Origin of the sequence: Janibacter limosus (assembly GCF_004295485.1) — a bacterium.
Lineage (GTDB): Bacteria > Actinomycetota > Actinomycetes > Actinomycetales > Dermatophilaceae > Janibacter > Janibacter limosus_A.
In genome coordinates this window covers 1,705,802-1,728,438 of record NZ_CP036164.1, presented here as the reverse complement: position 1 = coordinate 1,728,438, position 22,637 = coordinate 1,705,802, and the positions used below count along the sequence as shown (strand labels likewise).

Sequence of the window (22,637 nt, the reverse complement as noted above, 5' to 3'; positions counted from 1 at the left end):
AAGGCATGAACGACGGGTTGCGAACGACGCTGGGTGCGATCGGTGCGGGCTGCCTGGTCGCGGCCGTCGTCGGCGGCGACGTCAAGGTCGCCGGATCTGAACTTCCAGTCATCAACGATCTTTGGATCCGGCTGCTCCTCGCAGGGCTCGGCCTCGTGCTCCTCTGGATGGCTATGAGCCGCTCGAGGCGCCCGAGGATGAGGACGTGGTTGTTGACTGCTCCGACCACCACGATTGCGGCGCCGGGGCAGAAGGCGAAGTCGTTCGGCGGTGGAATCACCGAGATCGAGGCCGCGTCCTACCGGAAGAGCGATGACGGGAGGACCTACCTCTTCTTCGATCGCGATGGTGCGCCAACCAGGCAGATCCCTGCTCATTCGGTGCGCGAGGTGCAGCGAAAACATGGGTAATTTTGGTTCAATCAAAGTGTGTACAATGCACGTATTGGCATCGCGCGGGTCCCGTGCGTGCCATCGAGCAGGGGCGCGTCGTTTGTACCGAGGGTACGGAGCAGGTCGCCCCCGACGCGCTCGTCGCGCACTGCGCCGCCTCCGGGCTGCGGTACCCGCCGCTGGTCCCGATCTGGCAGTCGGAAGTCAGCACCCTGCAACCGATCCGGACCGGCTTCCCGTGCTTCGGCGCGGCGCTGGCGGGATATGCCGAGGCGACGATCTCCAGCGATGCGGAGAAGAACCGGCTGTGCCCCCCTTCGCCCTAATCCGACACCCCGACCGGCTGGCTCGCGATGCAGGTGATCGGCGCTCGCGCTGGCGCTGCCTTCGCCAGAGACCCTGACCTCAAGGCGTGGGCCGACACGGTGCCGCTCAACCCAGCCCGCACACCGCCGGAGCTGGCCCAGTCCGCGGCCATGCAGCAGGTGCTGGGCAGGCTACGGACGAGTGCCGGGCCGGCGCTGACCCGCATGGCACAGCTCGCCGGCATCTCCTGACCTGCGTGTCGTGCACCTAACGGAGCAGAGGATCGTTGTCGGTGCTCCCACCTAGCCTTGCTCAAGGGTCGAGAGAGGGGAGCTGGGCATGTTCGACGAGCAGGTCGAGGCGGCGTGGAGGGACTTCCACGAGCGTCTGGTCGCGGTCATCGAGGAGTGGGAAGGTGACAACATCTTCCGCATCTCGCTCGACGGGACGAGCGAGGACGTCGAGGGGGACACACCCTTCGTCGAGCTGAACTTCGTGCGCCCTCAGGTGCTCGTCGAGGTCGCGAGCAACATGACCCTCGCGCGCGAGTGGCGGATGAACCGCACGCAGCAGGCGGCCATCCGGCGATGGGGGATGGTGTGCCCCACGCGGCAGGAGCCGACCTACGGGAAGTACTACGACGAGTGCCGTCCCGATGAGCCGGCGACGGTGGTCATCGGGGTGCTGCGCGACGTCTTCGGCATCGTCCACCCGGCACTGCTGACGAGCCTGTCCGATGAGTTCACGCCGCCGTCCGTCGAGCCTTGGCAGGCCAGCCCCGTCCACGCCGACGGAGCCCGACCCACCAGCAGGGCGGAAGTCAACGAGCTCGTCCGTATCGCCCTGCGTCCCATGCTTGCGGAGATCGACCGGACCGAGGATGGAGACGTCTACGTCGAGTACCTCGACACCTTCGTGTGGGTCCGGTCATCCTGCAGCGTGCCGCGCATCCGCATCTGCTGTGCCCTCGATCATCACGCCGCAGACCGCGACGACGCGACACGGATGGCCGATCGACTCAACGGCTCCGTCCACGGTGTGAAGTTCACCGTCCTCACGACGAGAGCCTCCTGGCGATGATCGACATGCTGGCCACACCCTTCGTGCCTGAGCATCTGCGCGAGCACGTCCACCTGCTCTTCCAACTCATCGCCGACTGGGACGACGAGATCCTCCCCGAAGCGCGCGACCGACAGGAGACCCCATCAGGTCACCCATCGACGACCAGTCGTCACGAGTCCCCGCGAACAAAAATGTCTAGCCGGGATAGACATTGACTGTCTAGAGGGGGTAACGCATTATGGTGAGACCGATGAGGGATCGCCGAGTGGTGAAGGCGCTCAAGGCCAATGGATGTACTTCCACGAAGGGTGGAATGCCTGCCGAAGGGGTGGCTGCAGTGAAGTACACCGTGACAGCGAAGCGTTGGCGCAAGGGCTGGGAGCTCCACATCGACGGGGTCGGCGTCACCCAGGTGCGCGTGTTGGGCGATGCCGCGCAGCAGGCCGCTGACTACATCGAGACGCTCAAAGACACCGTCGTGGCACCCGAGGACATCGAGATCACGCCTCAGCTCGAGGATGCGGAACTGCTCGAAGACGCTGCGGCCGCTCGCGCGGAAGTGCGCGCTGCTGAGGCCGCCCAGCGCGAGGCCGCTCGGCATCAGCGGGAAGTCGCTCGCCGACTCCGCGACGTGGAGCGTCTCTCGGTGAGCGACACGGCAACCGTCATGAAGGTGACCCGAGGGCGTGTCTCGCAGCTGACGAAGATCTGACGACTCTGCGGCGCCCTTTCGCCTCCGACCAGCCGGGGGCGTGTGCCATGTTGGTCGCATGACCGTCCTGCCGATGTTTCCGCTCGGGTCAGCCCTGCTCCCCGGTAGTCCACTGCCGCTGCAGATCTTCGAACCGCGCTATCTGGCGATGTTGCGCGACATCGCCAGCGGTGACGGACGCTTTGGTGTGGTGCTCATCGAGCGGGGCGTCGAGGTCGGTGGGGGAGACCAACGGTTCGCGATCGGCACCGTGGCCGGGGTCGAGCAGGTCAGCCCGACGGCGGACGGCCGCGTCCGTCTGCTGGCACGCGGCCAGGAGCGCTTCGAGGTCGTGCGGTGGCTGGCCGACGACCCCTACCCGCGTGCCGAGGTCGAGCTCCTGCCCGTTCTGGAGTGGAGCGACGAGCGCACCCCGGACCTGGCGGGCACCGAGCACACGGTCCGGCGAGCCCTGACAGTGATGAGCGAGTACCGCACCCACCTATGGCCGGCGGACGTCGAGCTGTCCGACGACCCCGTCACCAGGAGCTGGCAGCTGGCCGGGATCGCCCCACTGGGCGAACTCGACCAGCTGGCCCTCCTGCGGTCTGCCTCCGTCAGTGAGTTGCTGGAGAGCACCGCGCGGCTGACCACCGAGGCACTGGACCTGCTGCCGATGCAGTTCCCCGACGACCCGGCCTGACCTGAGCGCAGACGACAACCCGCGTCGGGCATCGGGGACACAGTCCGGCGCTTACCTGCCGGCGGCCGCGGTGATGGCAGCGGCCTTGCGAGCAGCGCCGTTCACGACGAAAAGGGCATTGGAGCCATCCTTGAAGGAGACCACGAGGCGCCGTCGCAGACCGCCGCCGAAGAATTGGCTCAGGTCGATCCCCGTGACAACCGCGCGGTCGATGCTCCCCAGCGGTGCCGCCCACGGCTGGCCGGCGAGAGCAGCATCGATCGAGTTCGGCTCGAAGAGCAGCCGGTGGCTGGTGAGGAAGAGGCGCCCACCGACCGCACGTTGGGCGTGCTGGGTGTGGTTGGCAAACCAGGTGTCCTGGACCACCTCGCCGGGCAGGAGTAGGTGCTTCGGAGATTTCATCGCACGAGACCCTACGCGTCGGTGAAGAGCGGTCGCGACACCGTCCCGGAGCCCAGGAGGTCACCCATCGTCATGGCTGTGCTCTGCGAGGCCGCCTCGTCGAAGAGCACGGGGTCGAGCAGGTGACCGGCCGCGAGCCGGCCACCGGCGAACTCGAGCAGCACGTGGTCCGGCAGCGCGTAGTACGGGGCGAAGATCGGGTCGCAGGCCTGCAGCTCGCCCGCGTCGATGTTGAGGATCGCGCGCTCCTCGCCGGTCTGCGCGACCGGCGAGGTGATGAACCAGCCCGAGCGGACCGTGCCGTCCGCGAGCCGCTCCTCACCGTCCGCCGACGGGATGCGCTCCATCAGGCAGAGGACGGGCGTCCCCATCACGAGTGCCTCCATCGCCGCCCGCTGGATCGCGATGGTCGCGCCGGCGCGCGTGCGCTGCGGCTCCAGCTCGGCCTGACGGACCATTGTGGTCTGCGCCGCGTGGGTCCACAGGGCGGCGGTCAGGTCATCGGTCGTCGCATTGCGATAGCTCTCCGGGGAGGAGAAGTCGGGCGTCGTGATCAGGAGGGTCCCCCCTTCGCCCAGCTCGAGCGTGAAGGTCGCGTACGAGGAGGGGATCTGCGCGCCGGCCCGCAGCGGACCCGCTGCGCCCGCGGCGAAGGCAGCGACGATCCCTCCGGCGAGCGGTGCGATCGCGGGATCGATCCTGGCCTGCAGCGTCACCCCGTCCACCGTCTCCGTGACCCGGCGAGCACCGTGCCACACTCGCGACATGACGACGCGCGAAGACCTCGACGACCTCATGACAGCGGTCCGCCAGGGCCGCCTCCGGGTCGGTCCCCGCACACGTGCGATCGCGCTGATCCTGCACGGCGGGCGCTCGGTGACCCCACAGCCGCGCCGCCACCGCGATGTCTCCTACCTGCGGATGCTCCCCTTCGCCCCCGCCGTGGCGCGGGTCTCCCGAGGGAGCATCGCGCCCGTCCTCGTGCACAACCGGCACGGGGGCTGGATCGCCTCGTCGGGCACCGGTCTGGTGCAGACCCGTGAGATCGTGCGACGTCTGGCGGCCGAGCACGACCTGCCCGTCGTGCTGCTCGGTCACTCCAGCGGCGGCTGGGCGGCGCTGCGCGGCGGGGGTCAGGACGAGGTCATCGGCAGCGTCGCTCTCGCCCCGTGGGTGGGGGAGCACGACCCGGTGGATCACTTGCGCGACAAGGTCGTCCGCGTCATCCACGGCGTGGACGACACCGTGTGCAGCCCGACGCGCTCACGTGACCTCGTCGACCGGCTGCGCGCCGTCGGAGGCGACGCCACCCACCAGGAGGTGAGCGGTGGCCACGCCCTGCTCGACCACCCGGGTCGCTGGCACCGGCTCGCGGCCAGCGCGGCGGTCGAGGTGCTGGAGCGGGGCACGAGCCGCTAGCTCGCGGGTCGGCGCTGCGCGCTCCTCGCGACGCCCACGGACCGGGCGAGCGCGGTCACCGCGGCCAGCGCAGCGAGCACGAGCAGCGGGGTCGACGAGCCGATGCTGTCCACGTAGGTGTTGAGCACGAAGCCCAGCGCGAAGCCCGAGTACGACACGACGTAGAAGAGGCCGGTCACCAGTCCGCGCGCGTGCCGCGGCGCGAGCCGCTCGACGTCCTGCAGACCCTGGCCGAGGCACAGCCCGTAGGCGGAGCCGAGGACGAGCGCGCACAGGACGAAGGTCGCCAACCCCATCTGCGCACCGGCCACGGCCGCGATGGCGAACCCGGCAGTCGCGAGCCCCGCACCGATGACGCCGAGGGGGCGCCAGCCGACCACGGTGCGCGTCGAGATCTGGGCGACCATCCCGGTGCCCAGCGACAGGGCGCAGGCCACCGCGATGAGCATCGGCCCGCTGAACCGGTCCCCGATGCGCTCGGTAAGCACGATGACCGCGACGACGACGCACGAGAAGACCCACAACCCCATGGGCAGGGCCGCAGCGAGGGCCGGGCCGATGCGCCGCTCGTCGACGAAGGGAGCGGGCCGTGCGTTGTCGTCCCGGCGGGCCGCCGTGCCGGTGCTCTCGGCGGTGGCGTGCGGCCGCATGATGAGCAGCGCTGCCACGCCGGTGAGCACAACCGGCACCGCGTAGGCCAGCACGATGCCCGGTCGACCCGGTGCGGACACCGCCAGGAGGGCGGAGGCCACGGGGCCGATCGCGAAGCCGCTGGTGAGGACGACGCCGGCGCGGGCGGCTCCCTTCGCCGCGTCCTGGTCGGCTGCCCACGCGGTCCCGGCGCTCGCCACCATGCCCACGCCCAGACCGACGACGAGCCGGCCGAGCACCACCCCGGTGAGCGTCGGCCAGAGGAGCATCACGAGGTTGCCGGTGGCCGCGAGGACGAGCCCGGTGAGGACGACCGGTCTCCGGCCCCGGCGGTCGGAGATGCCGCCGCCGAGCATCAGGCTGGGCAGCAGGCCGAGCGCGTAGAGGCCGAAGGCCGCGTCCAGGCCCGGCTTGGAGATGTGCGAGACGTCCGCGAGGGCGGGCAGGAGCGCGGCGAAATGGTTCGTCGCCCACCCCGCCGACAGCAGGGCGAACAGCGTGATCCAGGCCGTCCGGCGGTGCGCGGACGGCGACTCGACGGGTCGCGTCACGAGTAGCGCCACACCCCGTCGACCTCGCTCTGCCGCACCCGCTGCTGCGCGGCGAGCACCTGCAGGTGCGCGAGCGTCTCGGTGGTGGCGAGCATCTGGTTGAAGGGGTCGAGCTCGTCCAGGTGCCGCTCGTGACGGGTCCAGCGCAGCGCGCGGGCCGCGTCGAACCCGGTGGACGCGCCCGCTCGCACCACCGCCTCGGTCTGCGCCAACCGACGCTCGTGGTGGGCGAGCAGCTCCTCGACCCGCCGGTGCAAGCTACCGCCGGCCGCTCCGTGGGCCGGCAGCAGCACGCGGTCGCGCTCGGTCAGCATCGCGGCCAGCGAGTCGAGGTAGTCCGCGAGCGGGGTCGGCTCCGGCTTGGCCTGGAAGCCGATCGACGGCGTGATGTGCGGCAGGACATGGTCGCCGGCGAAGACGAGGTCGGCGTCGTCGTCGAAGAAGACGACGTGCCCGCTCGTGTGCCCCGGCGTCGCCTTGACCCGCAGCGAGCGGTGCCCCGCCGTCACCGACTCGTCGTCGACGAGCCAGCGGTCGGGGTCGGCCCACAGCGACCGGTCCTGCTCCTCGTGGGGGAGCCGGGACAGGTCCTCGATCACCGAGGTGGCGCCCGCGGCGACCAGCAGGGTGTGGGACCCCTCCAGCCCGTGGGTGCTGCGGATCGCCTCCAGCTGCGGGGCCTCCCCTTCGCCCAGTCCGACGATCAGACCGGCGCGCTGCCGCAGACCCATCGCCATCGTGAAGTGGTCACGGTGGTGGTGCGTGACGAGGCACTGCTCGAAGTCCTGCGTCACCAGCCCGAGCTCGCCCAGCGCGTCGTCGAGCGCCCGCTGCGCAACCTCGATCTCCCAGCCGCCGTCGATGAGGGTGTGCCGCTCCTCGCCGAGGACGGCGTAGACGTTGACCGCCTTGAGCCCGTCCATCGGCAGGGGAAGGGGGATGCGGTGCACCCCGGGAGCGACCTCTTCGGGTCCCGGGGCGGTCCAGTCGGCAGTGGCGCTCGCTGTCATGTGCCTGAGTCAAGCACTGACGAAGGGAGTGGAGGTCACCCCACGCCGACCTGAGCCCGGATTCACCTATGGTGGGCACATGATCAATGTCATCGCCACCATCAGCGTCAAGCCCGAGTGCACCGACGACTTCGAGGCGGCCGTCGCGACAGCTCGCGCAGCCTTCCTCGCCGACGAAGGGTGCCTGCGCTACGACCTGCAGCGGGTCGCCAAGAGCGAGGGCGACTACGTCTTCATCGAGGCCTACGACTCCAAGGACGCGCTGCGCCGGCACGGCTCGATGGACGTGTTCGCAGCCATGGGGGAGGCGACCAAGACCTTCGTGACGGGCCCGCCCCAGGTCACCGTGATGTCGCCTGTCGGAGACCAGGTGGACCTGGCCGGCTGAGCGCGGCTGGGCTCAGCCCCGGCTCAGCTCAGTCCGTGCCGCGCAGCGTCGCGTCGATCGCCCCGATGAGCGAGACCGGCGCCTCGAACATCGCGTAGTGCCCGGCGTTGGGGACGACCGTCAGCTCGCACCCGGCGAGCTGCTCCATCCACGTGGCGCGCATTGTCGCCTCGCCCAGCGCCGGGTCGTGTTCGCCGACGATCGCGTGGATCGGCACATGCACCCCCGGCAGGTCGGCGACGAAGTCCGCGCCCGTCCACGCCACCAGGTAGCCGGCCACGGCCTCTGGTCGCGAGTGCTCGCCGGAGTAGGCGACCATCGCATCGAGCCAGCCGGCTGGCTGTCGGTTGCCCGTGGTGAAGTCGATGATCGCGCGGCGGTTGCCGTGGTCCTGTGCCGCGCCGTCGAAGAGCGCCTGGGAGTCCGGGTCGAGGGGGACGCCAGAGGCCGGGACCGGGCTGATCCCGACGACGGCGGTGATCCGCTCCGGGTCGTCGCTGAAGGTGCGCAGCACCATCGCCCCACCCATCGAGTGACCGAGCAGGGCGAACTCCTTCCAACCCAGCTCGTCGGCCAGGGCGAAGACATCGGTCGCGACCTCGTCGAGCGTGTAGTCGCCCTCGACGTCGATCCGGCGCCCGTACCCGCGCAGGTCGAAGAAGGCGACGGTGTACGCCTCGGTGTCGATGAGCTCGGGGAGCAGGCCCCAGCCGTCCTCCCCGCCGAACCAGCCGTGCACGGTGATCACCTTGGTCGGGCCCGAGCCCACCAGCGTGTGGTCGATCGTCATTGATCTCATCCCTCCACCTGTCGTGCAGCGGGCGAGGTGCACTGCTGCATCCTTGCGCGCCGAGTCTAGGGGGGACGCGTCGCGCCGGACAGGGGCCGCTCGGCGTCAGCTGCCGTGCTGGAGGAAGCGCGGGATGCCGCCGTACTGCTCCCACACGTGGGCGGGCACGGAGCGCAGGGGTTCGACCATCGTCTCGACCTCTTCGATGGCCTTGTCCTCGCCGCCGTAGAAGCTGAAGGGGACCACCCGGGTGACCCAGCCGGGCTGGAAGACCCATGCGTGATCGTCCTCGTCGATGACGGCGCGGACCTGCGGGGTGAGGATCGCGCGGCCGAAGTCGGCGTCGCCGAGCGTCTGCCAGCGGCGGTCGAAGCGCTCGTCGCCGGTGTCGAAGTCGCTCGCACCCGCATGCTGCTGGTCGCTCCTCAGCTGGGTGCCGCGGATCACCGACAGGTGGGGATAGGTGACGTCCGTGCGCAGCGCGACGATGTTGTAGCGGTCGAAGGCATCGGCTCCGTCGTCTCCCGGGCTGCGGTGCTCGCGCTGGCTCCAGCGAAGCGTCATCAGCTGCGCGCCGCGGTGCTCACCGAGGACGATGTCCGTGGCCTTGCCGGCCTCGATGGCGTCCAGGAAGGGCCAGCCGTCCCAGCCCGCCGTGACCTCGGTGCCATCGGGTAGTCGCTGCCACCCCTGCTCCTCGATCGTGGCGGAGCCGGCCCGGTAGCGCCGGACGGACGACCAGATGATCGCGATGGCCCCAATGACCAGGAGGAGGCAGACGGCCCCGAAGACCGCGAGGATGACCCGTTCGCTCATCTGGCGAGGGTAGGTCAGCACAGGACGACGGCCACGACCAGAGCGCGAAGGGGGTGGGGCGAGGCCAGGGGTTGTCAGTGTCCGTACCTATCGTCGAAGCAGTCGTCCCGCTCAAGGAGGTCACGGTGAGGATCCGACCGATGGAGCCAGGAGCGGGTGCGTTGGCCGCCGATCAAGAAGGCGAAGATTGATGGACCGTCGAGAAGAAGGCATGCATCCGGTCGACATCGTGTCCTTCGCGTCTGCCATCGACCGATCCGCGTTCTCTTGCGGTAAGCCAGAGCTGGATGACTGGCTGAAGCACCATGCTGGCCAGCAGGAGAGGTCGGGGAACACGCGGACCTTCCTGGCCATCGATCACGTCCAAGACGGTGTCGCGGGCTATTACGCAACCACCACCTACCGGCTCGAGCTCGGGGACGCAGCAAGGCTGCACGGATCGCAGAAGCGGCGCTACCCGATCTCTGCGGTCCTCTTGGCGAGGCTGGCGGTGGACGAGAAGTGCGCTCGTCGTGGCATCGGCCGCCAACTCCTGCTCCACGCGCTGATGGGGTTCGCTCAAGCGAGTCAACACCTCGGGTTCGAGATGGTTGTCGTCCACGCCTTCGACGTCGACGCGGTCACCTTCTACACCACACACGGCTTCACTCCCTTCGCGGACAACCCCATGCATCTGTACCTGACGACGAAGCAGCTACGCGCGACCATCAACGTGGATATGCCTTGATATGTGCGTACGTCGTGCGTACGCTAGGTGATCTCAAGGAGGCATCATGACGACCAAGACCGGGCGCATCAACGTGCGCTGCAGCGAGGATTCACTCGTACTTCTGCGGGAGGCTGCAGAGCTTCAGGGCCAAGATCTCACCTCCTTCATCATGGGGGCGTCCTTGGAGCGTGCGCGTGCCGTCCTGGCCGAGGAACGTGTGCTGCGGCTCTCGCCAGCAGAGCTGGTGCAGGTCGAAGAGGCGCTGGATGCCGAGGCCGCGGTCAATCCGCAGCTCGCCGCGCTCGTGCATGCTGTCAACGGCGCAAAGCGCGCGACGAGGTAGGTATTGGAGGTGGCGTGGTCATGGATATGAACATCAACAACGAGCGTGTTCCCGCCATGGCACATGAGGCTTCTCGCAGGACCGGGTCGGAGACCAGGTTGCTCAGGGCTCACGAGATCATCGATCAGATGCGTGCCACCATGACCGACGCTGACCGGGCGGCGATGCGTACCGACCTGGCGGAGATGTACGACGAGTACGGCCTGCCAGCATGATCCGTCGGGTGAGTCACGACCGGAGGGTCGTGACTCACCCAAGTGCACAGCCCCGTGGGAGGACCTGCCGCGTCAGCTCGTCCGCAGGAAGTGCAGCACCTGGTCGGTGAACTCCTGGGCGTGCTCGGTCTGCAGCCAGTGGCCGCAGCCGTTGATGAGGTAGAGGCGCGAGTTGGGCACGAGCGAGGTCAGGCGCAGCGAGTGCTCGAAGTGCACGACGCGGTCGTCGCGCCCGTGGAAGAGCAAGGTCGGCACGGCGATCTCGCGCAGGCGGGCGTGGTCGAGCTCGACGACGGGCTTCTTGCCAGTGCCGTCGATGAAGTTCTGCGCGTGCTCGGGGTGGGCGAGCACGGTGTCGGCGCGGCCCTGGATGAGCTCGTCGGTCGCGTTGGCCGAGTCGAAGGTCATGACCTGCACGAGCTCCTTCATCGTCTCGAAGGAGGGCTGGCGGTAGCCCTTCTGCAGGACCTTCAGCCCCTCGGTCAGGCCGGCGGGGCCCATGAGGGTCGGGCCACCCGACGACGAGCCCATCGTGATCAGGCGATGCACCCGCTCGGGGTGCTCGTAGCCGAAGCGCAGCGTCGTGCCGCCGCCCATCGAGTTGCCGATGATGGTGGCCTTGTCGATCTCGAGGGCGTCCATCAGGTCGAGCAGGGCGGTCGAGTGGTCGCGCTCCTGCCAGGTGACGGGGTCGGACTCGCCCCACCCGGGCATGTCGACGGCGATCACGCGGTAGTGCTCGGCGAGGGCGGGGATGTTCTGGGAGAAGTTGCTCCAGCCGGTCGCGCCCGGGCCCGAGCCGTGCAGCAGGATGATCGTCTCGTCGTGACCGACGCCGGCCTCGTTGACGTGGATCGCCCAACGACGGGTCACGACCATGCGGCTCGTGGACTCGTAGGTCAGCTCGGTGCTGTCAGTGGTCGTGGTGCTCATGCGTGCGTCTCCTTGGTGCGTGCGGTCATGACACCGAAGCCGGCGATGAACTCGCGGATCGGTCGGTAGTACTCGTGCTCGACGGCGTAGTCGCCGACGGCGGCCATCGCCGAGAAGGCGGTGACCCAGCTGCGGACCTCGTGCGAGGAGTTGCCCGCGGTGGCAGCCATCTCCTCGGTGACGTAGTCGTCGAAGGCGGCGGTCCTCCCTTCGCGGCAGACGCTCATGAACTGCGCGTCCCACTCCGGGTTGAGGTCCTGGATGGTGGCGGTGCCGGCGGCGAAGTCGCGGGCGGTGTCGACGACGCGCTGCTCGCGGGCGGCGCGCGCCTGCGGCGTCGGGTTGCGCCCGTCGAGCAGGCCGGCGCGCACCTCGGGCGTCGCGGTGGCCCACTGTGGCACGGGCGGGTCATGGCTGAGCCCGCCGGAGGCGATGACGAGGATGCGCTCGGGGCGCCCCGCGGCCCAGCGGCCGATCGACTCGCCGAGCGCGCGGATCCGACGCATCGGGACGAAGGGAGCGGCCACACCGTTGACGAAGAGCGGGATCGTGGGCACCGTGTCGAGACCGCCGAAGATCACCTCGAGCGGCTGCACCGCCCCGTGGTCGACGCCCATCGCGCGGGAGATCGTCAGGTCGATGTCCTCGCCCTGCACGTGGCGCGCGAGGTCCTCGGCGATGCCAGCGGGCACGTCGAGCGCGCCGGTCGCGGTGCCGTAGTCACCCAGGCCGTAGGCGCCCAGCCCGAGGCAGAAGGGCGGCATCGTGTCGTAGAAGAAGCCGTTGTAGTGGTCCGGCCCGATGGTGATGACCAGCTCGGGATCGACCTCGCGCACGAAGGCGCGGACCGCCTCGAAGGCGCCGTCGACCTCGGCCCGCACCTGCGGGTCCACCTCCACCCGGTGCAGCAGCGGGGTGTGCGACATGGCGACGAGCGAGAGGCTCATGCCGACACCCCCTCGAACGCTGGCTGAGGTGCGAGGCCGTCCGCGGCTGAGCCTCGAAGCCCGACCTCGGTCGCGCCCATCGCCACCCGCAGCGCAGCGAGCGCCTTGCCGGACTCCTGCGCCAGGCAGGCCGCGCCGACGAAGCGGTCGGGCCGCAGGAAGACGACACCCATGGCGTGCTTGTCGAACCAACCCTTGATCGACCCGTCGACGTCGCCGACGACAAGCGTCCCGGACCCGGCGTACTCGGCCTGCGCCCACGGACGCTGCGACTCGGACATGAAGGAGACGAAGCGAGCACCCATGTGCTGCAGCTGCGCTCGCTCGTCCTCGGTGAAGAGTCGCGCCGGGTCGTTGCCCCAGGCCGCGACGGTCCACCACTCGCCGGTGACGTCGTCGAGGCGCGCCCCGGTGACGTCGACGGTGTTGACCCGCGGCTGGGGGAACTGGACGCCGACGGGCGTCTTCTTGTCCACGGCGTTCTTGATGGTCATGAAGGAGGAGGTGCGCGTGCGCGGCTGCTCACCGGGCGTCAGCGAGTCCGGGGCGACGACCACTCCCTTCGCGTAGAAGGGCATCGGCTTGAAGCGCATGTCGGTGAAGTAGCTCTTGACCCGCGGGCTGAGGTTGAGCGCTCGGGAGGCGAGGTCGCGCGCACCGCAGACCACGCGGTTGGTCGGCTTGATGACATTGCCGAGGGTCATCGACAGGTCGATCATCGCCTTGGCGTGCTCGTGCCGCTCGGCCTCGAAGCTGTCGAGGATCGAGTCGTCGGCCTGGCCGGCGAGGACGCTGGCGAGCTTCCACGACAGGTTGGTGGCGTCGCGCATGCCGGAGTTCCACCCCTGGCCCATCCAGACGGGCATGAGGTGCGCGGCGTCGCCGGCGATGAGCACGCGGCCCTGGCGGAAGCTGCTCGCGATCCGCCCGTGGTGGGTGAAGACGCGACAGCGGATGACGTCGAGCGTCGACGAGTCGGGCACGTGCTCCTTGAGCAGGGCCGCGACGAAGGTGGGGTCCTCCACCTGCTCGCTCGGCTCGTCGTCGAAGAGCATGAACTCCCAGCGGCGGATGCCGTGCGGCAGGCCGATGGACACGTAGGGACGGGCGGGGTCGGCGCCGAGGTAGACATTGGGCAGACCCAGCGGGTCGTTGTTGACGTCGATGACGACCCAGCGCGTGGAGGGGGAGTGCCCGACGAAGTCGACGCCCATCCGCTTGCGCGTGGGGGAGGACCCCCCTTCGCACCCGACGACGTACTGCGCGGTGATGGTCTCCTCGCGCGTGCTCCCGTCGGCGCCGGTGACGGTCGCGGTGACGGCGACGTGGTCGCCCAGGTCGTCGGCGGCGGTGACCGTGTGGCCGAAGCGCACGTCGATGTCGTCGAAGCGGTGCAGGCCCTCGTAGAGCTGGCGGTCGACGAGCGGCTGGATGAAGCCGAACTTGCGCGGCCAGCCGAGCGGTTCGCCGGTGGGCGCGTTGGTCATCATCGTCTCGCCCTTGCCGTTGACCAGGCGCATGACGTGGTGGGGGATGGTGAAGGGGGTGACCTCCTCGACCAGGTCCATCGTCTGGATCGAGCGCATCGACTCGTCGTCGAGACCGACCCCTCGCGGGTAGTCGATGAGGTCGCTGCGGGACTCGAGCACGATCGCGCTCCGCCCGTAACGGCCCAGCAGGTTGGCCAGGGCCAGGCCGGTCGGGCCGGCTCCGACGATCACAACTTCGGTCTGCATGTCACCACTCCTTCGGGGTTCTGTGCGCTCACCGTCGCAGCGCCCCGCCGCCGGGCCCATCGCCCGTGCCGCGCAGTGGCACGCCCTTCGAGACGCTTGCTAAGCAAGCTCCTCAGGGAGCGGGGCCCTGAGGAGGCCGCCCGCGGCCGTGGCCCGCCGGTCCCTGAGGAGGCCGCCCGCGGCCGTCTCGAAGGGACCCTCAGTCGCGCATCGCCGCACTCGCGCGGGCACACACGTCGAGCAGCAGCTGCTCGTACCCGGCCCTCGCGACGGTGGTGGGGCCGGTGAGGGCGAGCGAGGCGACCGGCCGGCCGGCGGCGTCCATGACGACCCCGGCGACGCTGCTCACCCCTTCGACGTACTCGTTGTCGTCCACGCCGATCCGGGTCCGCGCGACCTTGGCCAGCTCCACCCGCAGAGCCTCGCCGTCGGTGATGGTCCGGTCGGTGAAGGCCACGAGCTCGGAGGCACAGACCCGATCGGCGCTCTCCCGGTCGAAGGCCATCAGCACCTTGCCCAGCGAGGTCGCGTGCGCGGGCGCGCGACCGCCGATGCGTGAGGGGGAGTGCGCCCGGTGCACGCCGTGCAGCTTGTTGAGGAAGAGCAGCTCCCCGTCGCGCAGCACCCCGAGCTGGGAGGTCTCGCGCGTCTGCTCGTAGAGGACGGAGAGGAAGGGGGTCAGTCGCGTCTGCACCTTGGCGACGAGCGGGTCGTCGGGCAGGGCCAGGTGGGTGCCGAAGAGCGGGCCGGTCCGGTAGTGCTCGCCGCGCCGCTCGACGGCGCCGCTGTTCTCGAGGGTGTGCAGCAGGCGGAAGACCGTGGACTTGGGGATGTCCGTGCGCCGAGCCAGCTCGCTGACGCCGAGACCGTCACCGCCGAACTGGTCGACCATCGCGAGCAGCTGGACCGCGCGCTCCACCGAGCTGACCTGGCTTGGGCATGGGACTCCCTTCGAGACGGTTGCTGCGCAACCTCCTCAGGGAGCGTACGTGCCACCACGTGGCACGGGGGCGTGCGACGTGGCGCCGCGACCCCGCCAATGAACCCAGTACCCCTGACCTGGAGGCCCCATGATCAACGACGATCTGACACCCGCTGCGACCCCCGCGGCCATCGTGACGACGACCCGGGCGGAGCGTCGGCGTGCGCAGTCCTCGAGCTTCATCGGCTCGGCCGTCGAGTACTACGACTTCCTGCTGTACGCGGCGGCCGCCGGCCTGGTCTTCCCCGACCTCTTCTTCTCCGGGGTGGACCACAGCACCGGCGTGCTGCTCAGCTACCTCACCCTCTTCACCGGGTACGTCTCCCGGCCCATCGGTGGGCTGCTCTTCGGGCACTTCGGCGACAAGATCGGCCGCAAGAAGATGCTGGTCATCACGCTGCTCGTCATGGGCATCGTGTCCATGGTCATCGGCCTGATGCCGACCGCCGCCTCGATCGGCCTGGCCGCTCCGATCCTGCTCGCCGTGCTGCGCCTCGTGCAGGGCCTGGCCGTCGGTGGCGAGTGGGCCGGCGCGATGCTCATGTCCGGCGAGCACTCCTCGTCCGGGACCAAGGGCTTCGGTGCCTCGCTCGCGATGGCCGGTGCCCCCTTCGGCGCGGTCATGGCCACGCTCGTCCTCGCGGTGACCTCCGGCCTGGCCGGTCCGGCCTTCGTCGAGTGGGCCTGGCGCATCCCCTTCCTGCTGTCGGCCGTCGTCGTCGCCGTGGGTCTGTACATGCGCACCCGCGTCTCGGAGAGCCCCGAGTTCGAGGCCGCCCGCAAGCGCGGCGAGGTCCACACCGGCCTGCCGGTCGCCGTCCTCTTCACCCAGTACCGCTCGACGATCGTGCTCGGCAGCCTCGCGGTCATGGCGCCGCTCTTCATCCAGGGCCTGCTCGCGGTCTTCATGGTCCCGTACGTCGTGGACTCCGGCGCCGTCTCGCGTGAGACAGCGCTGTACATGCTGACGCTGAGCAACTTCGTGCACATCTTCACCATCCCGGCCTTCGCCGCGCTGAGCGACCGCGAAGGGCGCAAGCAGGTGATGGTCGGCGGCGCCGTCTTCTCCGCGATCGCGGTGTGGCCGATGTTCATGCTCTTCGACAGCGGCAACGCCACGCTCATCACGATCGCCTTCCTCGTCGGCAACCCGCTCATCCAGGCGTCGATGTACGGCCCGGTCGGTGCCTACCTGTCCGAGCTCTTCGAGCCGACGGCGCGCTACTCCGGCGTCTCGCTGACCTACCAGCTCGGCTCGCTGCTCGGCGCCGGCCTGGCTCCGCTCGTCGCGCAGAGGCTCGTCAGCGACTCCGCCGGCACGAGCCACCTCGCGTGGTACATCGGCGCGGCCTATGTCATCAGCGCGGTCGCGGTCGTCCTGTCCCGCTCGGCGGCTCGACGCACTGCGCGAAGGGTGGAGGTCGCCGAGAGCGTGCCCGCCACCTGACCTGTGTCGCGCCTCCGGCCGTGACTCGTGAGGTGAACCTGATTCACCTCACGAGTCACGGCCGGAGCCGTGCCGGCACCTCCGCGCCCCGCCGGCGCTGCGCTCGTCACGCCAGTGTCATGACGAGCGCGAGCGAGGTCCCGCCGGCCACGAGCGTCGAGACGGTCGCCAGGGTGAGCGCCTGGACGGGCAGCGGCCACAGGTCACGGGCGCGGATGCCCATCCCCAGCCCGTACATCCCGGCCGCCAGGAGCAGCGTGGTCGCGAGGTTGGTCCCCTCGAGCACGGGGGCCGGCAGCAGGCCGGTGGAGCGCACCGCGACCGCGGCGGCGAAGGCGACGATGAACCACGGGACGAGGGGCGCGGTCGTCCCCTTCGCGCCCTTGGCCAGGAGCGCGGAGATCGGGGCGAGCAGCGCCACCCTGCCGAGCTTGACGGTCATCGCGAGGGCCACGGCCGGTGCGCCGATCAGTGAGCCCGCGGCGGCCACCTGGGCGACCTCGTGGATGCTCGCGCCCGCCCAGATCGCGGCCTGGTGATCGGTCAGGCCGATGACCCCGGCCAGCCACGGGACGAGGACGATCATCGCGGAGCCGAAGATCGTCACCATGGCGACGGCGAGCGCGACGAACTTCTCCTTCGCCCGCACCGAGTCCTGGACACCGGCGATGGCGGCCGCTCCGCAGATCGAGAAGCCGGCCGACAGCAGCACGACGAAGCCCTCGTCCAGGCCCAGCCGGCGGCCGACGGCGAGGGTCGTGCGGAAGGTCACCGCCACCGTCGTCACGATGACCACCAGCCCGACCGGGCCGATCCCGACGATGTCGCCGAAGGGCAGCTGCAGCCCGAGGGCAGCGACGCCGAGCCGCAGGAGCAGCCGGGTCGCCGGGCCGTGGTCGACCACGGCCCGCACGCCCATCAGCGGTGAGTTGGCCACGACCGCTCCGACGACCAGCGCCAGGAGGAGCGGGCTGAGCAGCGGCACGACGGGGGCGAGCGCCATCGCCACACCGGCGGCGGCCAGCGGGGGGACGAAGGGAGTGACGCGCGCGACCACGCCAGCGCGCGGTGGCGCGGTGGCGGCGGTGGACTGCGCGGGAAGCGTGGGGGTGTTCACGTGGTCCACCGTGCCGGGGTTCGGGTCGTTGCGGTAGACCCCGATCCAGCGACACGTCATAGTCTGTCGCTATGGCTGATGCTCCCGACCTCGACATCGAGACGCTGCGACTCGTCGTGGCCGTGGACGACACCGGGAGCCTGAGCGCGGCCGCTCGTGAGCGTGGGCTGAGCCAGCCGTCGGCGAGCGCGCGGGTGCGGGCCTTCGAGGCACGGTGGCAGCTGACGCTGCTCGAGCGGACCCCACGCGGCTCGACCATCACCACCGACGGTCGCGCCGTGATCGCCTGGGCGCGGCAGGTGCTGCGCGAGGCCGACACGATGCGCGCGGGGCTGGCGTCCCTCACCGGCAGCCGTCGCGGCGAGGTGCGGATCGCAGCCAGCCTGACGATCGCCGAGCACATCCTGCCGCGGTGGCTCGGCGCACTGCGCGACCAGATGGAGGTCCACCCTCAGCTGCACGTCGTCAACAGCGACCGGGTCGCCGACATGGTCCGCTCGCAGCTCGCGGACATCGGGTTCATCGAGACCGCCGCGCGGGCGCCGGGGCTGGACCACCGGGTCGTCGGCACCGACCGGCTCGTCGTCGTGGTCCACCCCGACCACGAGTGGGCCCGGCGGCGGACCCCCCTTCGTCCTGAGGTGCTGGCGCGGGCGGAGTGGGTGCTGCGCGAGGAGGGGAGCGGCACCCGCAGCACCTTCGAGCGGGCACTCGGTGAGGTGCCGACGATCGCCCTGCAGGCCGGCTCGACAGCGGCGCTCATGGGAGCGGTGCGCGCGGCACTCGGCCCGGCCGTCGTCTCGGAGCGGGCCGTCGCAACCGAGGTGGAGGCCGGGCACCTGGTCATCGCCCCGACGACCCTCGACCTCGACCGGCCGCTGACAGCGGTGTGGCGCAAGGGTGCCCGGATGAGCGCCGCGACCTCGGCCCTGCTCGCCGTCGCCGCTGGCGGCTGACCCTCGCTGCCGGCCGACCCTCCCGGGTGGAGGTATACCCGCGGACGATTCACCCGCGAGTCGGCATCCATCCGACGAAGGGGGGTTCCTGGGTGGACGTGGGCTCGCCGATGATTCGTCGGCGGGTTTACCTCCACCCGGCTGCCGGAGAAGGGGGTGCCTCCCTTCGCGGATGCGCGCTAGGCTGCACCTAATCAACAAGTTGACCAATGAAGTCGGTGACCATGTCCATGCCCTACCCGCACCTGCTAGAGCCGATCACGGTCGGCACCACCACCCTGCGCAACCGCGTCATCATGGGGTCGATGCACGTCGGCCTCGAGGAGGCGCCGGACGGCTTCGCCCGGATGGCCGCCTTCTACGCCGAGCGGGCCGCCGGGGGAGCCGGCCTCATCGTCACCGGCGGGATCGCGCCCAACCTCGAGGCCCGCCCGGCCGAGGGCGGCGCCACGATGACGACCCAGGCCGACGTCGACAACCACCGGGTCGTCACCACGGCCGTGCACGAGGCAGGCGGCCTGATCGCCATGCAGATCCTGCACTTCGGTCGATATGCGACCCACCCGGACCTCGTCGCGCCGTCGCCCGTCCAGGCCCCGATCAACCCCTTCGTGCCCCGCGAGCTCACCGACGCCGAGGTCGAGCAGACCGTCGAGGACTACGTCCGCTGCGCGCTCCTGGCCCAGCAGGCCGGGTACGACGGCGTCGAGATCATGGGCTCCGAGGGCTACCTCATCAACGAGTTCATCGTCACCCGCACCAACCAGCGCACCGACCGCTGGGGCGGCTCCTACGAGGGCCGGATCCGCTTCCCCCTCGAGATCGTGCGCCGGGTCCGCGAGGCGGTCGGCGACGACTTCGTCCTCGTCTACCGGCTGTCGATGCTCGACCTCGTCCCCGAGGGCTCGACGCTCGAGGAGGTCGTCCAGCTCGCCAAGGCCGTCGAGGCCGCAGGCGCCGACATCATCAACACCGGCATCGGCTGGCACGAGGCGCGCGTCCCCACGATCGCCACGCAGGTGCCGCGCGCCGCATGGGCGGGAGTGACCAAGCGGGTGATGGGCGAGGTCTCGATCCCGCTCGTCGCGACCAACCGGATCAACACCCCCGAGGTCGGTGAGCAGCTCCTCGCCGACGGCTACGCCGACATGATCTCGATGGCCCGGCCCTTCCTCGCCGACCCGCAGCTCGTGGCCAAGGCGGCGAAGGGGGAGCCGGAGACGATCAATACCTGCATCGGGTGCAACCAGGCCTGCCTCGACCACACCTTCAGCGGCAGGATCACCTCCTGCCTGGTCAACCCCCGCGCCTGCCACGAGACCGAGCTGGTCATCGGCCCGACCCGGCTGGCCAAGCGTCTCGCGGTCGTCGGCGCCGGCCCCGCGGGCCTGGCCTTCGCGACGACGGCCGCCGAGCGCGGCCACCACGTGACCCTCTTCGACGGAGCCGACGACATCGGCGGCCAGCTCGACGTGGCCCGTCGGGTGCCGGGCAAGGAGGAGTTCGACGAGACGCTGCGCTACTTCCGCCACAAGCTCGCCGACACCGGCGTCGACGTCAAGCTCGGTGCCCGCGTCGAGGCGGACGACCTCACCGGCTATGACGAGGTCGCCATCGCCACCGGCGTCACCCCGCGCGTCCCCGACCTGCCGGGCACCGACCACCCCACCGTCGTCACCTACCTCGACGTGCTGCGTGGGGGAGTCGAGGTGGGCCGGCGCGTGGCGATCCTCGGCGCCGGCGGCATCGGCTTCGACGTCGCGGCCTTCATCACCGACCCGGGTGACGAGGCGAGCCTGGACATCGCGGCCTTCCAGCGGACCTGGGGCATCGATGGTGACCACACGACACGAGGTGGGCTGGTGCCCCCTTCGCACCGGTCGGCGCCGCGCGAGGTGACCCTGCTGCAGCGCAAGACGACCAAGGTCGGCAAGGGCCTGGGCAAGACCACCGGCTGGATCCACCGCGGCGAGCTCGCGGCCCGCGGCGTGACGATGGTGCCCGGCGTGACCTACGAGCGGATCGATGACGACGGCCTGCACGTCACCATCGACGGGCAGCAGCAGGTCCTCGCCGTCGACACGATCGTGCTGTGCACCGGCCAGGAGCCCAGCCGCGGCCTGCACGACGAGCTCCGCGCGAAGGGAGCGACCGTCCACCTGATCGGTGGGGCCGACGTCGCCGCCGAGCTCGACGCCAAGCGGGCCATCGACCAGGGCACCCGGATCGCGGCGCAGGTCTGATGGCGCTGCGCTACGTGGCCATCGGGGACAGCCTCTCCGAGGGCGTTGGCGACGACCCGTGGCCCGACGGCACTCCCCGTGGGTGGGCGGACCGGCTCGCCGAGCTACTCGCCGCCCACCACGGCGAGGTCGACTACGCCAACCTCGCCGTGCGTGGCATGCGGTCCCGGCAGGTCCTCGACACCCAGGTCGAGGCGGCCCTGGCCCTGGAGCCGGACGTGCTGACCTTCACCGCGGGGATGAACGACCTGCTGCGGCCACGGTTGGACGTCGCGGTCCTGCGCGAGACCCTCGTGCAGGTCGTGGCGCCCTTCACCGCGAAGGGGGTCCGGGTCACCGTCGTGCCGATCCCGGACATCCGTGCGGTCAGTCCCGCCGGGCGGCTGATCGCCCGGCGACGGTTGGGGCTCAACGGCATCTACCAGCACCTGGCCGACGAGCACGGCATGCTGCCACCGGCGCCCACCACAGGGACGATCTTCGAGGACGCGCGCGCGTGGGCCGACGACCGGCTGCACCTGTCACCGCTCGGCCACGAGCGGCTCGCGCTGGGCAGCGCCGCGGCGCTGGGTGTGCCCGTGGCGCAGGGGTGGGATGCCGTGCCCACCGGAGCGGCGCCCCGGCGCAGCGTGCGCACCGAGGTCGAGTGGACCCGCCGGCACGTCGGTCCGTGGCTCGGGCGGCGCCTGACGGGCCGGTCCTCCGGTGACGGGCGCGTGGCCAAGCGGCCGACGCTCAGCCCCTTCGAGACGGTCGCTGAGCGACCTCCTCAGGGAGCGGGGTAGTCCGCCGCTGCCTGCTGGATCTGGGGGAAGCGCTCGGCCATCCGGGCCGCCAGCGCCTGGCTCGCCCTGAGCGGTCGGGTCATCACCATGAAGTCGACGATCTTGCCGTCCTCGTCGAGGGTCAGCAGGTCGACCCCGGTGAGCTCGAGGCCGTCGACCGTCGCCTCGAAGACGTAGGCCTCCTCCCGTCCGTCCTGCAGCTGGCGCACGTAGCGGAAGTCCTCGAAGACCTCGGTCACCGCGCGCAGAATCGCGTTGGTGATCGGCTTGCCCGGGTAGGGCGTGTAGGCGACGGGGCTGTGGAAGACGACGTCGTCGGCGAGCATCGCCTCGACAGCGTCCATGTCATGGCGTTCGATGGCTTCACGGAACATCCGCCCAACCTACTCAACAATGTGACTAGGTGCTAGAGGTAACATCGCGGCATGGCACTCCAGGACGCGATCCTCACCGCTCTCGCCCATGACGAGTCGTCGGGCTACGACCTGGCCAAGGCCTTCGACGTCTCGGTGGCCAACTACTGGACTGCCAGCCCCCAGCAGCTCTACCGCGAGCTGGACAAGCTCGAGGAGGCGGGGCTGGTCACGGCGCGCACGGTGGCCCAGTCCAAGCGCCCGGACAAGCGGGTCTTCCGTCTCACCGCGGCCGGGCGCAAGGCGCTGCGGGCGCACACGCTGCGCTCGCCCAAGCCGCTCGCGGTGCGCGACGAGCTGCTCGTCCAGGTGGCGGCGCTCGAGTCCGGGGACCCCGAGGCGATCCGCGAGCACGTCGTCGAGCGCCTCGAGGCCTTCGAGGCCAAGCTCGCCGTCTACCGGCTCGTGCAGGAGCGCGCCCTCGCCGGGCGTCCCGAGGACGAGTACCTCGTGTCGGAGCCACGCGTCGGGCAGTACCTCACGCTGCTGCGGGGGATCGCCTTCGAGGAGGAAAACATCCGATGGGCCCAGCGGGTCCTCGCGGTGCTCGATGCCCGGGCGGCCGCCGCGGGGTGACCCACGCGGGACGAGGTGACCCACGCGGGACGGCGGGGGACGAGACGACGAAGG

The 22,637-nt window shown here is 70.3% G+C and carries 29 protein-coding genes; 17 read left to right on the top strand and 12 right to left on the bottom strand.

The features are described 5' to 3' along the window. The first annotated feature begins 5 nt into the window (after positions 1-5). The 7 genes from EXU32_RS08320 (at position 6) to EXU32_RS08290 (ending at position 3,154) form a co-directional block, all read left to right on the top strand. A complete protein-coding gene (locus tag EXU32_RS08320) occupies positions 6-410 on the top strand; it encodes a hypothetical protein (RefSeq protein WP_130629480.1) in 405 nt (134 codons plus the stop codon). Between the two features lie 53 nt (positions 411-463). Further along, positions 464-718: a hypothetical protein gene (locus tag EXU32_RS08315; protein WP_130629479.1), complete on the top strand. Its 255-nt coding sequence runs from the start codon at positions 464-466 to the stop codon at positions 716-718. A 27-nt stretch (positions 719-745) separates the two neighbouring features. After that, positions 746-949, top strand: a complete 204-nt coding sequence (locus tag EXU32_RS08310; RefSeq protein ID WP_130629478.1) for a hypothetical protein — start codon at positions 746-748, stop codon at positions 947-949. Positions 950-1,037: 88 nt separating this feature from the next. Continuing rightward, positions 1,038-1,778 carry a TY-Chap domain-containing protein gene (locus EXU32_RS08305; RefSeq protein WP_130629477.1) on the top strand — a complete coding sequence of 247 codons (741 nt, stop codon included), beginning with the start codon at positions 1,038-1,040 and terminating at the stop codon, positions 1,776-1,778. Continuing rightward, positions 1,775-1,975 carry a hypothetical protein gene (locus EXU32_RS08300; protein WP_130629476.1) on the top strand — a complete coding sequence of 67 codons (201 nt, stop codon included), beginning with the start codon at positions 1,775-1,777 and terminating at the stop codon, positions 1,973-1,975. Before EXU32_RS08305 ends, EXU32_RS08300 begins: the two co-directional genes overlap by 4 nt. A 122-nt stretch (positions 1,976-2,097) precedes the next feature. Continuing rightward, positions 2,098-2,472, top strand: a complete 375-nt coding sequence (locus EXU32_RS08295; protein ID WP_207233891.1) for an antitoxin HicB — start codon at positions 2,098-2,100, stop codon at positions 2,470-2,472. 58 nt (positions 2,473-2,530) lie between these two features. Continuing rightward, complete coding sequence (locus EXU32_RS08290; RefSeq protein ID WP_130629475.1) at positions 2,531-3,154, top strand: LON peptidase substrate-binding domain-containing protein; 624 nt, start codon at positions 2,531-2,533, stop codon at positions 3,152-3,154. Positions 3,155-3,205: 51 nt separating this feature from the next. Here the strand turns inward: EXU32_RS08290 and EXU32_RS08285 are convergent, their stop codons facing one another. Both EXU32_RS08285 and EXU32_RS08280 read right to left on the bottom strand, forming a co-directional pair. Then, positions 3,206-3,556 (bottom strand): hypothetical protein, encoded by a 351-nt coding sequence (locus EXU32_RS08285; RefSeq protein WP_130629474.1) that lies wholly within the window; start codon positions 3,554-3,556, stop codon positions 3,206-3,208. Between the two features lie 11 nt (positions 3,557-3,567). Further along, a complete protein-coding gene (locus EXU32_RS08280; RefSeq protein ID WP_130629473.1) occupies positions 3,568-4,272 on the bottom strand; it encodes a hypothetical protein in 705 nt (234 codons plus the stop codon). A 49-nt stretch (positions 4,273-4,321) separates the two neighbouring features. Here EXU32_RS08280 and EXU32_RS08275 point away from each other — a divergent pair, with 49 nt between their 5' ends. After that, positions 4,322-4,975, top strand: coding sequence for an alpha/beta hydrolase (locus EXU32_RS08275; RefSeq protein WP_130629472.1), 654 nt, complete (start codon positions 4,322-4,324; stop codon positions 4,973-4,975). On the opposite strand, the gene EXU32_RS08270 is transcribed toward EXU32_RS08275, so the two are convergent. Both EXU32_RS08270 and EXU32_RS08265 read right to left on the bottom strand, forming a co-directional pair. Continuing rightward, positions 4,972-6,177 carry an MFS transporter gene (locus tag EXU32_RS08270; protein ID WP_165399621.1) on the bottom strand — a complete coding sequence of 402 codons (1,206 nt, stop codon included), beginning with the start codon at positions 6,175-6,177 and terminating at the stop codon, positions 4,972-4,974. The two genes, EXU32_RS08275 and EXU32_RS08270, sit on opposite strands and share 4 nt — an antisense overlap. Further along, positions 6,174-7,187 carry an MBL fold metallo-hydrolase gene (locus EXU32_RS08265; protein ID WP_130629470.1) on the bottom strand — a complete coding sequence of 338 codons (1,014 nt, stop codon included), beginning with the start codon at positions 7,185-7,187 and terminating at the stop codon, positions 6,174-6,176. The genes EXU32_RS08270 and EXU32_RS08265 overlap by 4 nt, the downstream gene beginning before the upstream one ends. Before the next feature lie 79 nt (positions 7,188-7,266). Here EXU32_RS08265 and EXU32_RS08260 point away from each other — a divergent pair, with 79 nt between their 5' ends. Then, a complete protein-coding gene (locus EXU32_RS08260; protein ID WP_165399620.1) occupies positions 7,267-7,575 on the top strand; it encodes a putative quinol monooxygenase in 309 nt (102 codons plus the stop codon). Between the two features lie 28 nt (positions 7,576-7,603). Here EXU32_RS08260 and EXU32_RS08255 read toward each other — a convergent pair whose 3' ends face one another. Both EXU32_RS08255 and EXU32_RS08250 read right to left on the bottom strand, forming a co-directional pair. Further along, positions 7,604-8,365 (bottom strand): alpha/beta fold hydrolase, encoded by a 762-nt coding sequence (locus EXU32_RS08255; RefSeq protein ID WP_130629468.1) that lies wholly within the window; start codon positions 8,363-8,365, stop codon positions 7,604-7,606. 105 nt (positions 8,366-8,470) lie between these two features. Then, entirely contained in the window at positions 8,471-9,181 is a 711-nt protein-coding gene (locus EXU32_RS08250) for a hypothetical protein (RefSeq protein WP_130629467.1), read from the bottom strand. 211 nt (positions 9,182-9,392) lie between these two features. Between EXU32_RS08250 and EXU32_RS08245 the strand changes: the two genes are divergently transcribed. From EXU32_RS08245 to EXU32_RS08235, 3 genes are read left to right on the top strand one after another with little or no spacing between them, the layout of a single operon-like run. Continuing rightward, complete coding sequence (locus tag EXU32_RS08245) at positions 9,393-9,908, top strand: GNAT family N-acetyltransferase (RefSeq protein WP_165399619.1); 516 nt, start codon at positions 9,393-9,395, stop codon at positions 9,906-9,908. A 46-nt stretch (positions 9,909-9,954) separates the two neighbouring features. Continuing rightward, positions 9,955-10,233 (top strand): DUF1778 domain-containing protein, encoded by a 279-nt coding sequence (locus tag EXU32_RS08240; RefSeq protein ID WP_130629465.1) that lies wholly within the window; start codon positions 9,955-9,957, stop codon positions 10,231-10,233. A gap of 20 nt (positions 10,234-10,253) precedes the next feature. Further along, complete coding sequence (locus tag EXU32_RS08235) at positions 10,254-10,448, top strand: hypothetical protein (RefSeq protein WP_130629464.1); 195 nt, start codon at positions 10,254-10,256, stop codon at positions 10,446-10,448. Positions 10,449-10,520: 72 nt separating this feature from the next. Here EXU32_RS08235 and EXU32_RS08230 read toward each other — a convergent pair whose 3' ends face one another. The 4 genes from EXU32_RS08230 to EXU32_RS08215 all read right to left on the bottom strand — a co-directional run bounded on the left by EXU32_RS08230 (position 10,521) and on the right by EXU32_RS08215 (position 14,983). After that, complete coding sequence (locus EXU32_RS08230) at positions 10,521-11,381, bottom strand: alpha/beta fold hydrolase (protein WP_130629463.1); 861 nt, start codon at positions 11,379-11,381, stop codon at positions 10,521-10,523. Next, on the bottom strand, positions 11,378-12,328 hold the full coding sequence (locus EXU32_RS08225; RefSeq protein WP_130629462.1) for a 3-carboxyethylcatechol 2,3-dioxygenase: 951 nt from the start codon (positions 12,326-12,328) through the stop codon (positions 11,378-11,380). The genes EXU32_RS08230 and EXU32_RS08225 overlap by 4 nt, the downstream gene beginning before the upstream one ends. Next, positions 12,325-14,064 (bottom strand): bifunctional 3-(3-hydroxy-phenyl)propionate/3-hydroxycinnamic acid hydroxylase, encoded by a 1,740-nt coding sequence (locus EXU32_RS08220; protein ID WP_130629461.1) that lies wholly within the window; start codon positions 14,062-14,064, stop codon positions 12,325-12,327. The genes EXU32_RS08225 and EXU32_RS08220 overlap by 4 nt, the downstream gene beginning before the upstream one ends. 199 nt (positions 14,065-14,263) lie before the next feature. Continuing rightward, complete coding sequence (locus EXU32_RS08215) at positions 14,264-14,983, bottom strand: IclR family transcriptional regulator (protein ID WP_130629460.1); 720 nt, start codon at positions 14,981-14,983, stop codon at positions 14,264-14,266. Between the two features lie 151 nt (positions 14,984-15,134). Here EXU32_RS08215 and EXU32_RS08210 point away from each other — a divergent pair, with 151 nt between their 5' ends. After that, a complete protein-coding gene (locus EXU32_RS08210) occupies positions 15,135-16,493 on the top strand; it encodes an MFS transporter (RefSeq protein WP_130629459.1) in 1,359 nt (452 codons plus the stop codon). Positions 16,494-16,599: 106 nt separating this feature from the next. Here the strand turns inward: EXU32_RS08210 and EXU32_RS08205 are convergent, their stop codons facing one another. Beyond that, positions 16,600-17,610 (bottom strand): YeiH family protein, encoded by a 1,011-nt coding sequence (locus tag EXU32_RS08205; protein ID WP_165399618.1) that lies wholly within the window; start codon positions 17,608-17,610, stop codon positions 16,600-16,602. Positions 17,611-17,681: 71 nt separating this feature from the next. Here EXU32_RS08205 and EXU32_RS08200 point away from each other — a divergent pair, with 71 nt between their 5' ends. The 3 genes from EXU32_RS08200 to EXU32_RS08190 all read left to right on the top strand — a co-directional run bounded on the left by EXU32_RS08200 (position 17,682) and on the right by EXU32_RS08190 (position 21,594). Continuing rightward, positions 17,682-18,566, top strand: coding sequence for a LysR family transcriptional regulator (locus EXU32_RS08200; protein WP_130629457.1), 885 nt, complete (start codon positions 17,682-17,684; stop codon positions 18,564-18,566). Between the two features lie 209 nt (positions 18,567-18,775). Continuing rightward, on the top strand, positions 18,776-20,809 hold the full coding sequence (locus EXU32_RS08195) for an NADPH-dependent 2,4-dienoyl-CoA reductase (RefSeq protein ID WP_278044458.1): 2,034 nt from the start codon (positions 18,776-18,778) through the stop codon (positions 20,807-20,809). Then, the gene (locus EXU32_RS08190; protein WP_130629456.1) at positions 20,809-21,594 is read left to right on the top strand and encodes an SGNH/GDSL hydrolase family protein; all 786 of its coding nucleotides are present in this window, start codon (positions 20,809-20,811) and stop codon (positions 21,592-21,594) included. The genes EXU32_RS08195 and EXU32_RS08190 overlap by 1 nt, the downstream gene beginning before the upstream one ends. Here the strand turns inward: EXU32_RS08190 and EXU32_RS08185 are convergent. Next, positions 21,579-21,968 carry a nuclear transport factor 2 family protein gene (locus EXU32_RS08185; RefSeq protein ID WP_130629455.1) on the bottom strand — a complete coding sequence of 130 codons (390 nt, stop codon included), beginning with the start codon at positions 21,966-21,968 and terminating at the stop codon, positions 21,579-21,581. The two genes, EXU32_RS08190 and EXU32_RS08185, sit on opposite strands and share 16 nt — an antisense overlap. Positions 21,969-22,019: 51 nt before the next feature. Between EXU32_RS08185 and EXU32_RS08180 the strand changes: the two genes are divergently transcribed. After that, a complete protein-coding gene (locus EXU32_RS08180; RefSeq protein WP_130629454.1) occupies positions 22,020-22,583 on the top strand; it encodes a PadR family transcriptional regulator in 564 nt (187 codons plus the stop codon). Positions 22,584-22,637: the final 54 nt, after the last annotated feature.

Bases quoted from the DNA above. Each gene is read 5' to 3' on its own strand.
- EXU32_RS08260 (WP_165399620.1), top strand. From the start codon at position 7,267: ATGATCAATGTCATCGCCACCATCAGCGTCAAGCCCGAGTGCACCGAC.
- EXU32_RS08320 (WP_130629480.1), top strand. From the start codon at position 6: ATGAACGACGGGTTGCGAACGACGCTGGGTGCGATCGGTGCGGGCTGC.
- EXU32_RS08310 (WP_130629478.1), top strand. From the start codon at position 746: ATGCAGGTGATCGGCGCTCGCGCTGGCGCTGCCTTCGCCAGAGACCCT.
- EXU32_RS08250 (WP_130629467.1), bottom strand. From the start codon at position 9,181: ATGAGCGAACGGGTCATCCTCGCGGTCTTCGGGGCCGTCTGCCTCCTC.
- EXU32_RS08245 (WP_165399619.1), top strand. From the start codon at position 9,393: ATGCATCCGGTCGACATCGTGTCCTTCGCGTCTGCCATCGACCGATCC.
- EXU32_RS08200 (WP_130629457.1), top strand. From the start codon at position 17,682: ATGGCTGATGCTCCCGACCTCGACATCGAGACGCTGCGACTCGTCGTG.
- EXU32_RS08290 (WP_130629475.1), top strand. From the start codon at position 2,531: ATGACCGTCCTGCCGATGTTTCCGCTCGGGTCAGCCCTGCTCCCCGGT.
- EXU32_RS08305 (WP_130629477.1), top strand. From the start codon at position 1,038: ATGTTCGACGAGCAGGTCGAGGCGGCGTGGAGGGACTTCCACGAGCGT.
- EXU32_RS08195 (WP_278044458.1), top strand. From the start codon at position 18,776: ATGAAGTCGGTGACCATGTCCATGCCCTACCCGCACCTGCTAGAGCCG.
- EXU32_RS08180 (WP_130629454.1), top strand. From the start codon at position 22,020: ATGGCACTCCAGGACGCGATCCTCACCGCTCTCGCCCATGACGAGTCG.
- EXU32_RS08265 (WP_130629470.1), bottom strand. From the start codon at position 7,187: ATGACAGCGAGCGCCACTGCCGACTGGACCGCCCCGGGACCCGAAGAG.
- EXU32_RS08240 (WP_130629465.1), top strand. From the start codon at position 9,955: ATGACGACCAAGACCGGGCGCATCAACGTGCGCTGCAGCGAGGATTCA.
- EXU32_RS08190 (WP_130629456.1), top strand. From the start codon at position 20,809: ATGGCGCTGCGCTACGTGGCCATCGGGGACAGCCTCTCCGAGGGCGTT.
- EXU32_RS08210 (WP_130629459.1), top strand. From the start codon at position 15,135: ATGATCAACGACGATCTGACACCCGCTGCGACCCCCGCGGCCATCGTG.
- EXU32_RS08225 (WP_130629462.1), bottom strand. From the start codon at position 12,328: ATGAGCCTCTCGCTCGTCGCCATGTCGCACACCCCGCTGCTGCACCGG.
- EXU32_RS08230 (WP_130629463.1), bottom strand. From the start codon at position 11,381: ATGAGCACCACGACCACTGACAGCACCGAGCTGACCTACGAGTCCACG.
- EXU32_RS08255 (WP_130629468.1), bottom strand. From the start codon at position 8,365: ATGACGATCGACCACACGCTGGTGGGCTCGGGCCCGACCAAGGTGATC.
- EXU32_RS08275 (WP_130629472.1), top strand. From the start codon at position 4,322: ATGACGACGCGCGAAGACCTCGACGACCTCATGACAGCGGTCCGCCAG.
- EXU32_RS08235 (WP_130629464.1), top strand. From the start codon at position 10,254: ATGGATATGAACATCAACAACGAGCGTGTTCCCGCCATGGCACATGAG.
- EXU32_RS08220 (WP_130629461.1), bottom strand. From the start codon at position 14,064: ATGCAGACCGAAGTTGTGATCGTCGGAGCCGGCCCGACCGGCCTGGCC.
- EXU32_RS08185 (WP_130629455.1), bottom strand. From the start codon at position 21,968: ATGTTCCGTGAAGCCATCGAACGCCATGACATGGACGCTGTCGAGGCG.
- EXU32_RS08285 (WP_130629474.1), bottom strand. From the start codon at position 3,556: ATGAAATCTCCGAAGCACCTACTCCTGCCCGGCGAGGTGGTCCAGGAC.
- EXU32_RS08300 (WP_130629476.1), top strand. From the start codon at position 1,775: ATGATCGACATGCTGGCCACACCCTTCGTGCCTGAGCATCTGCGCGAG.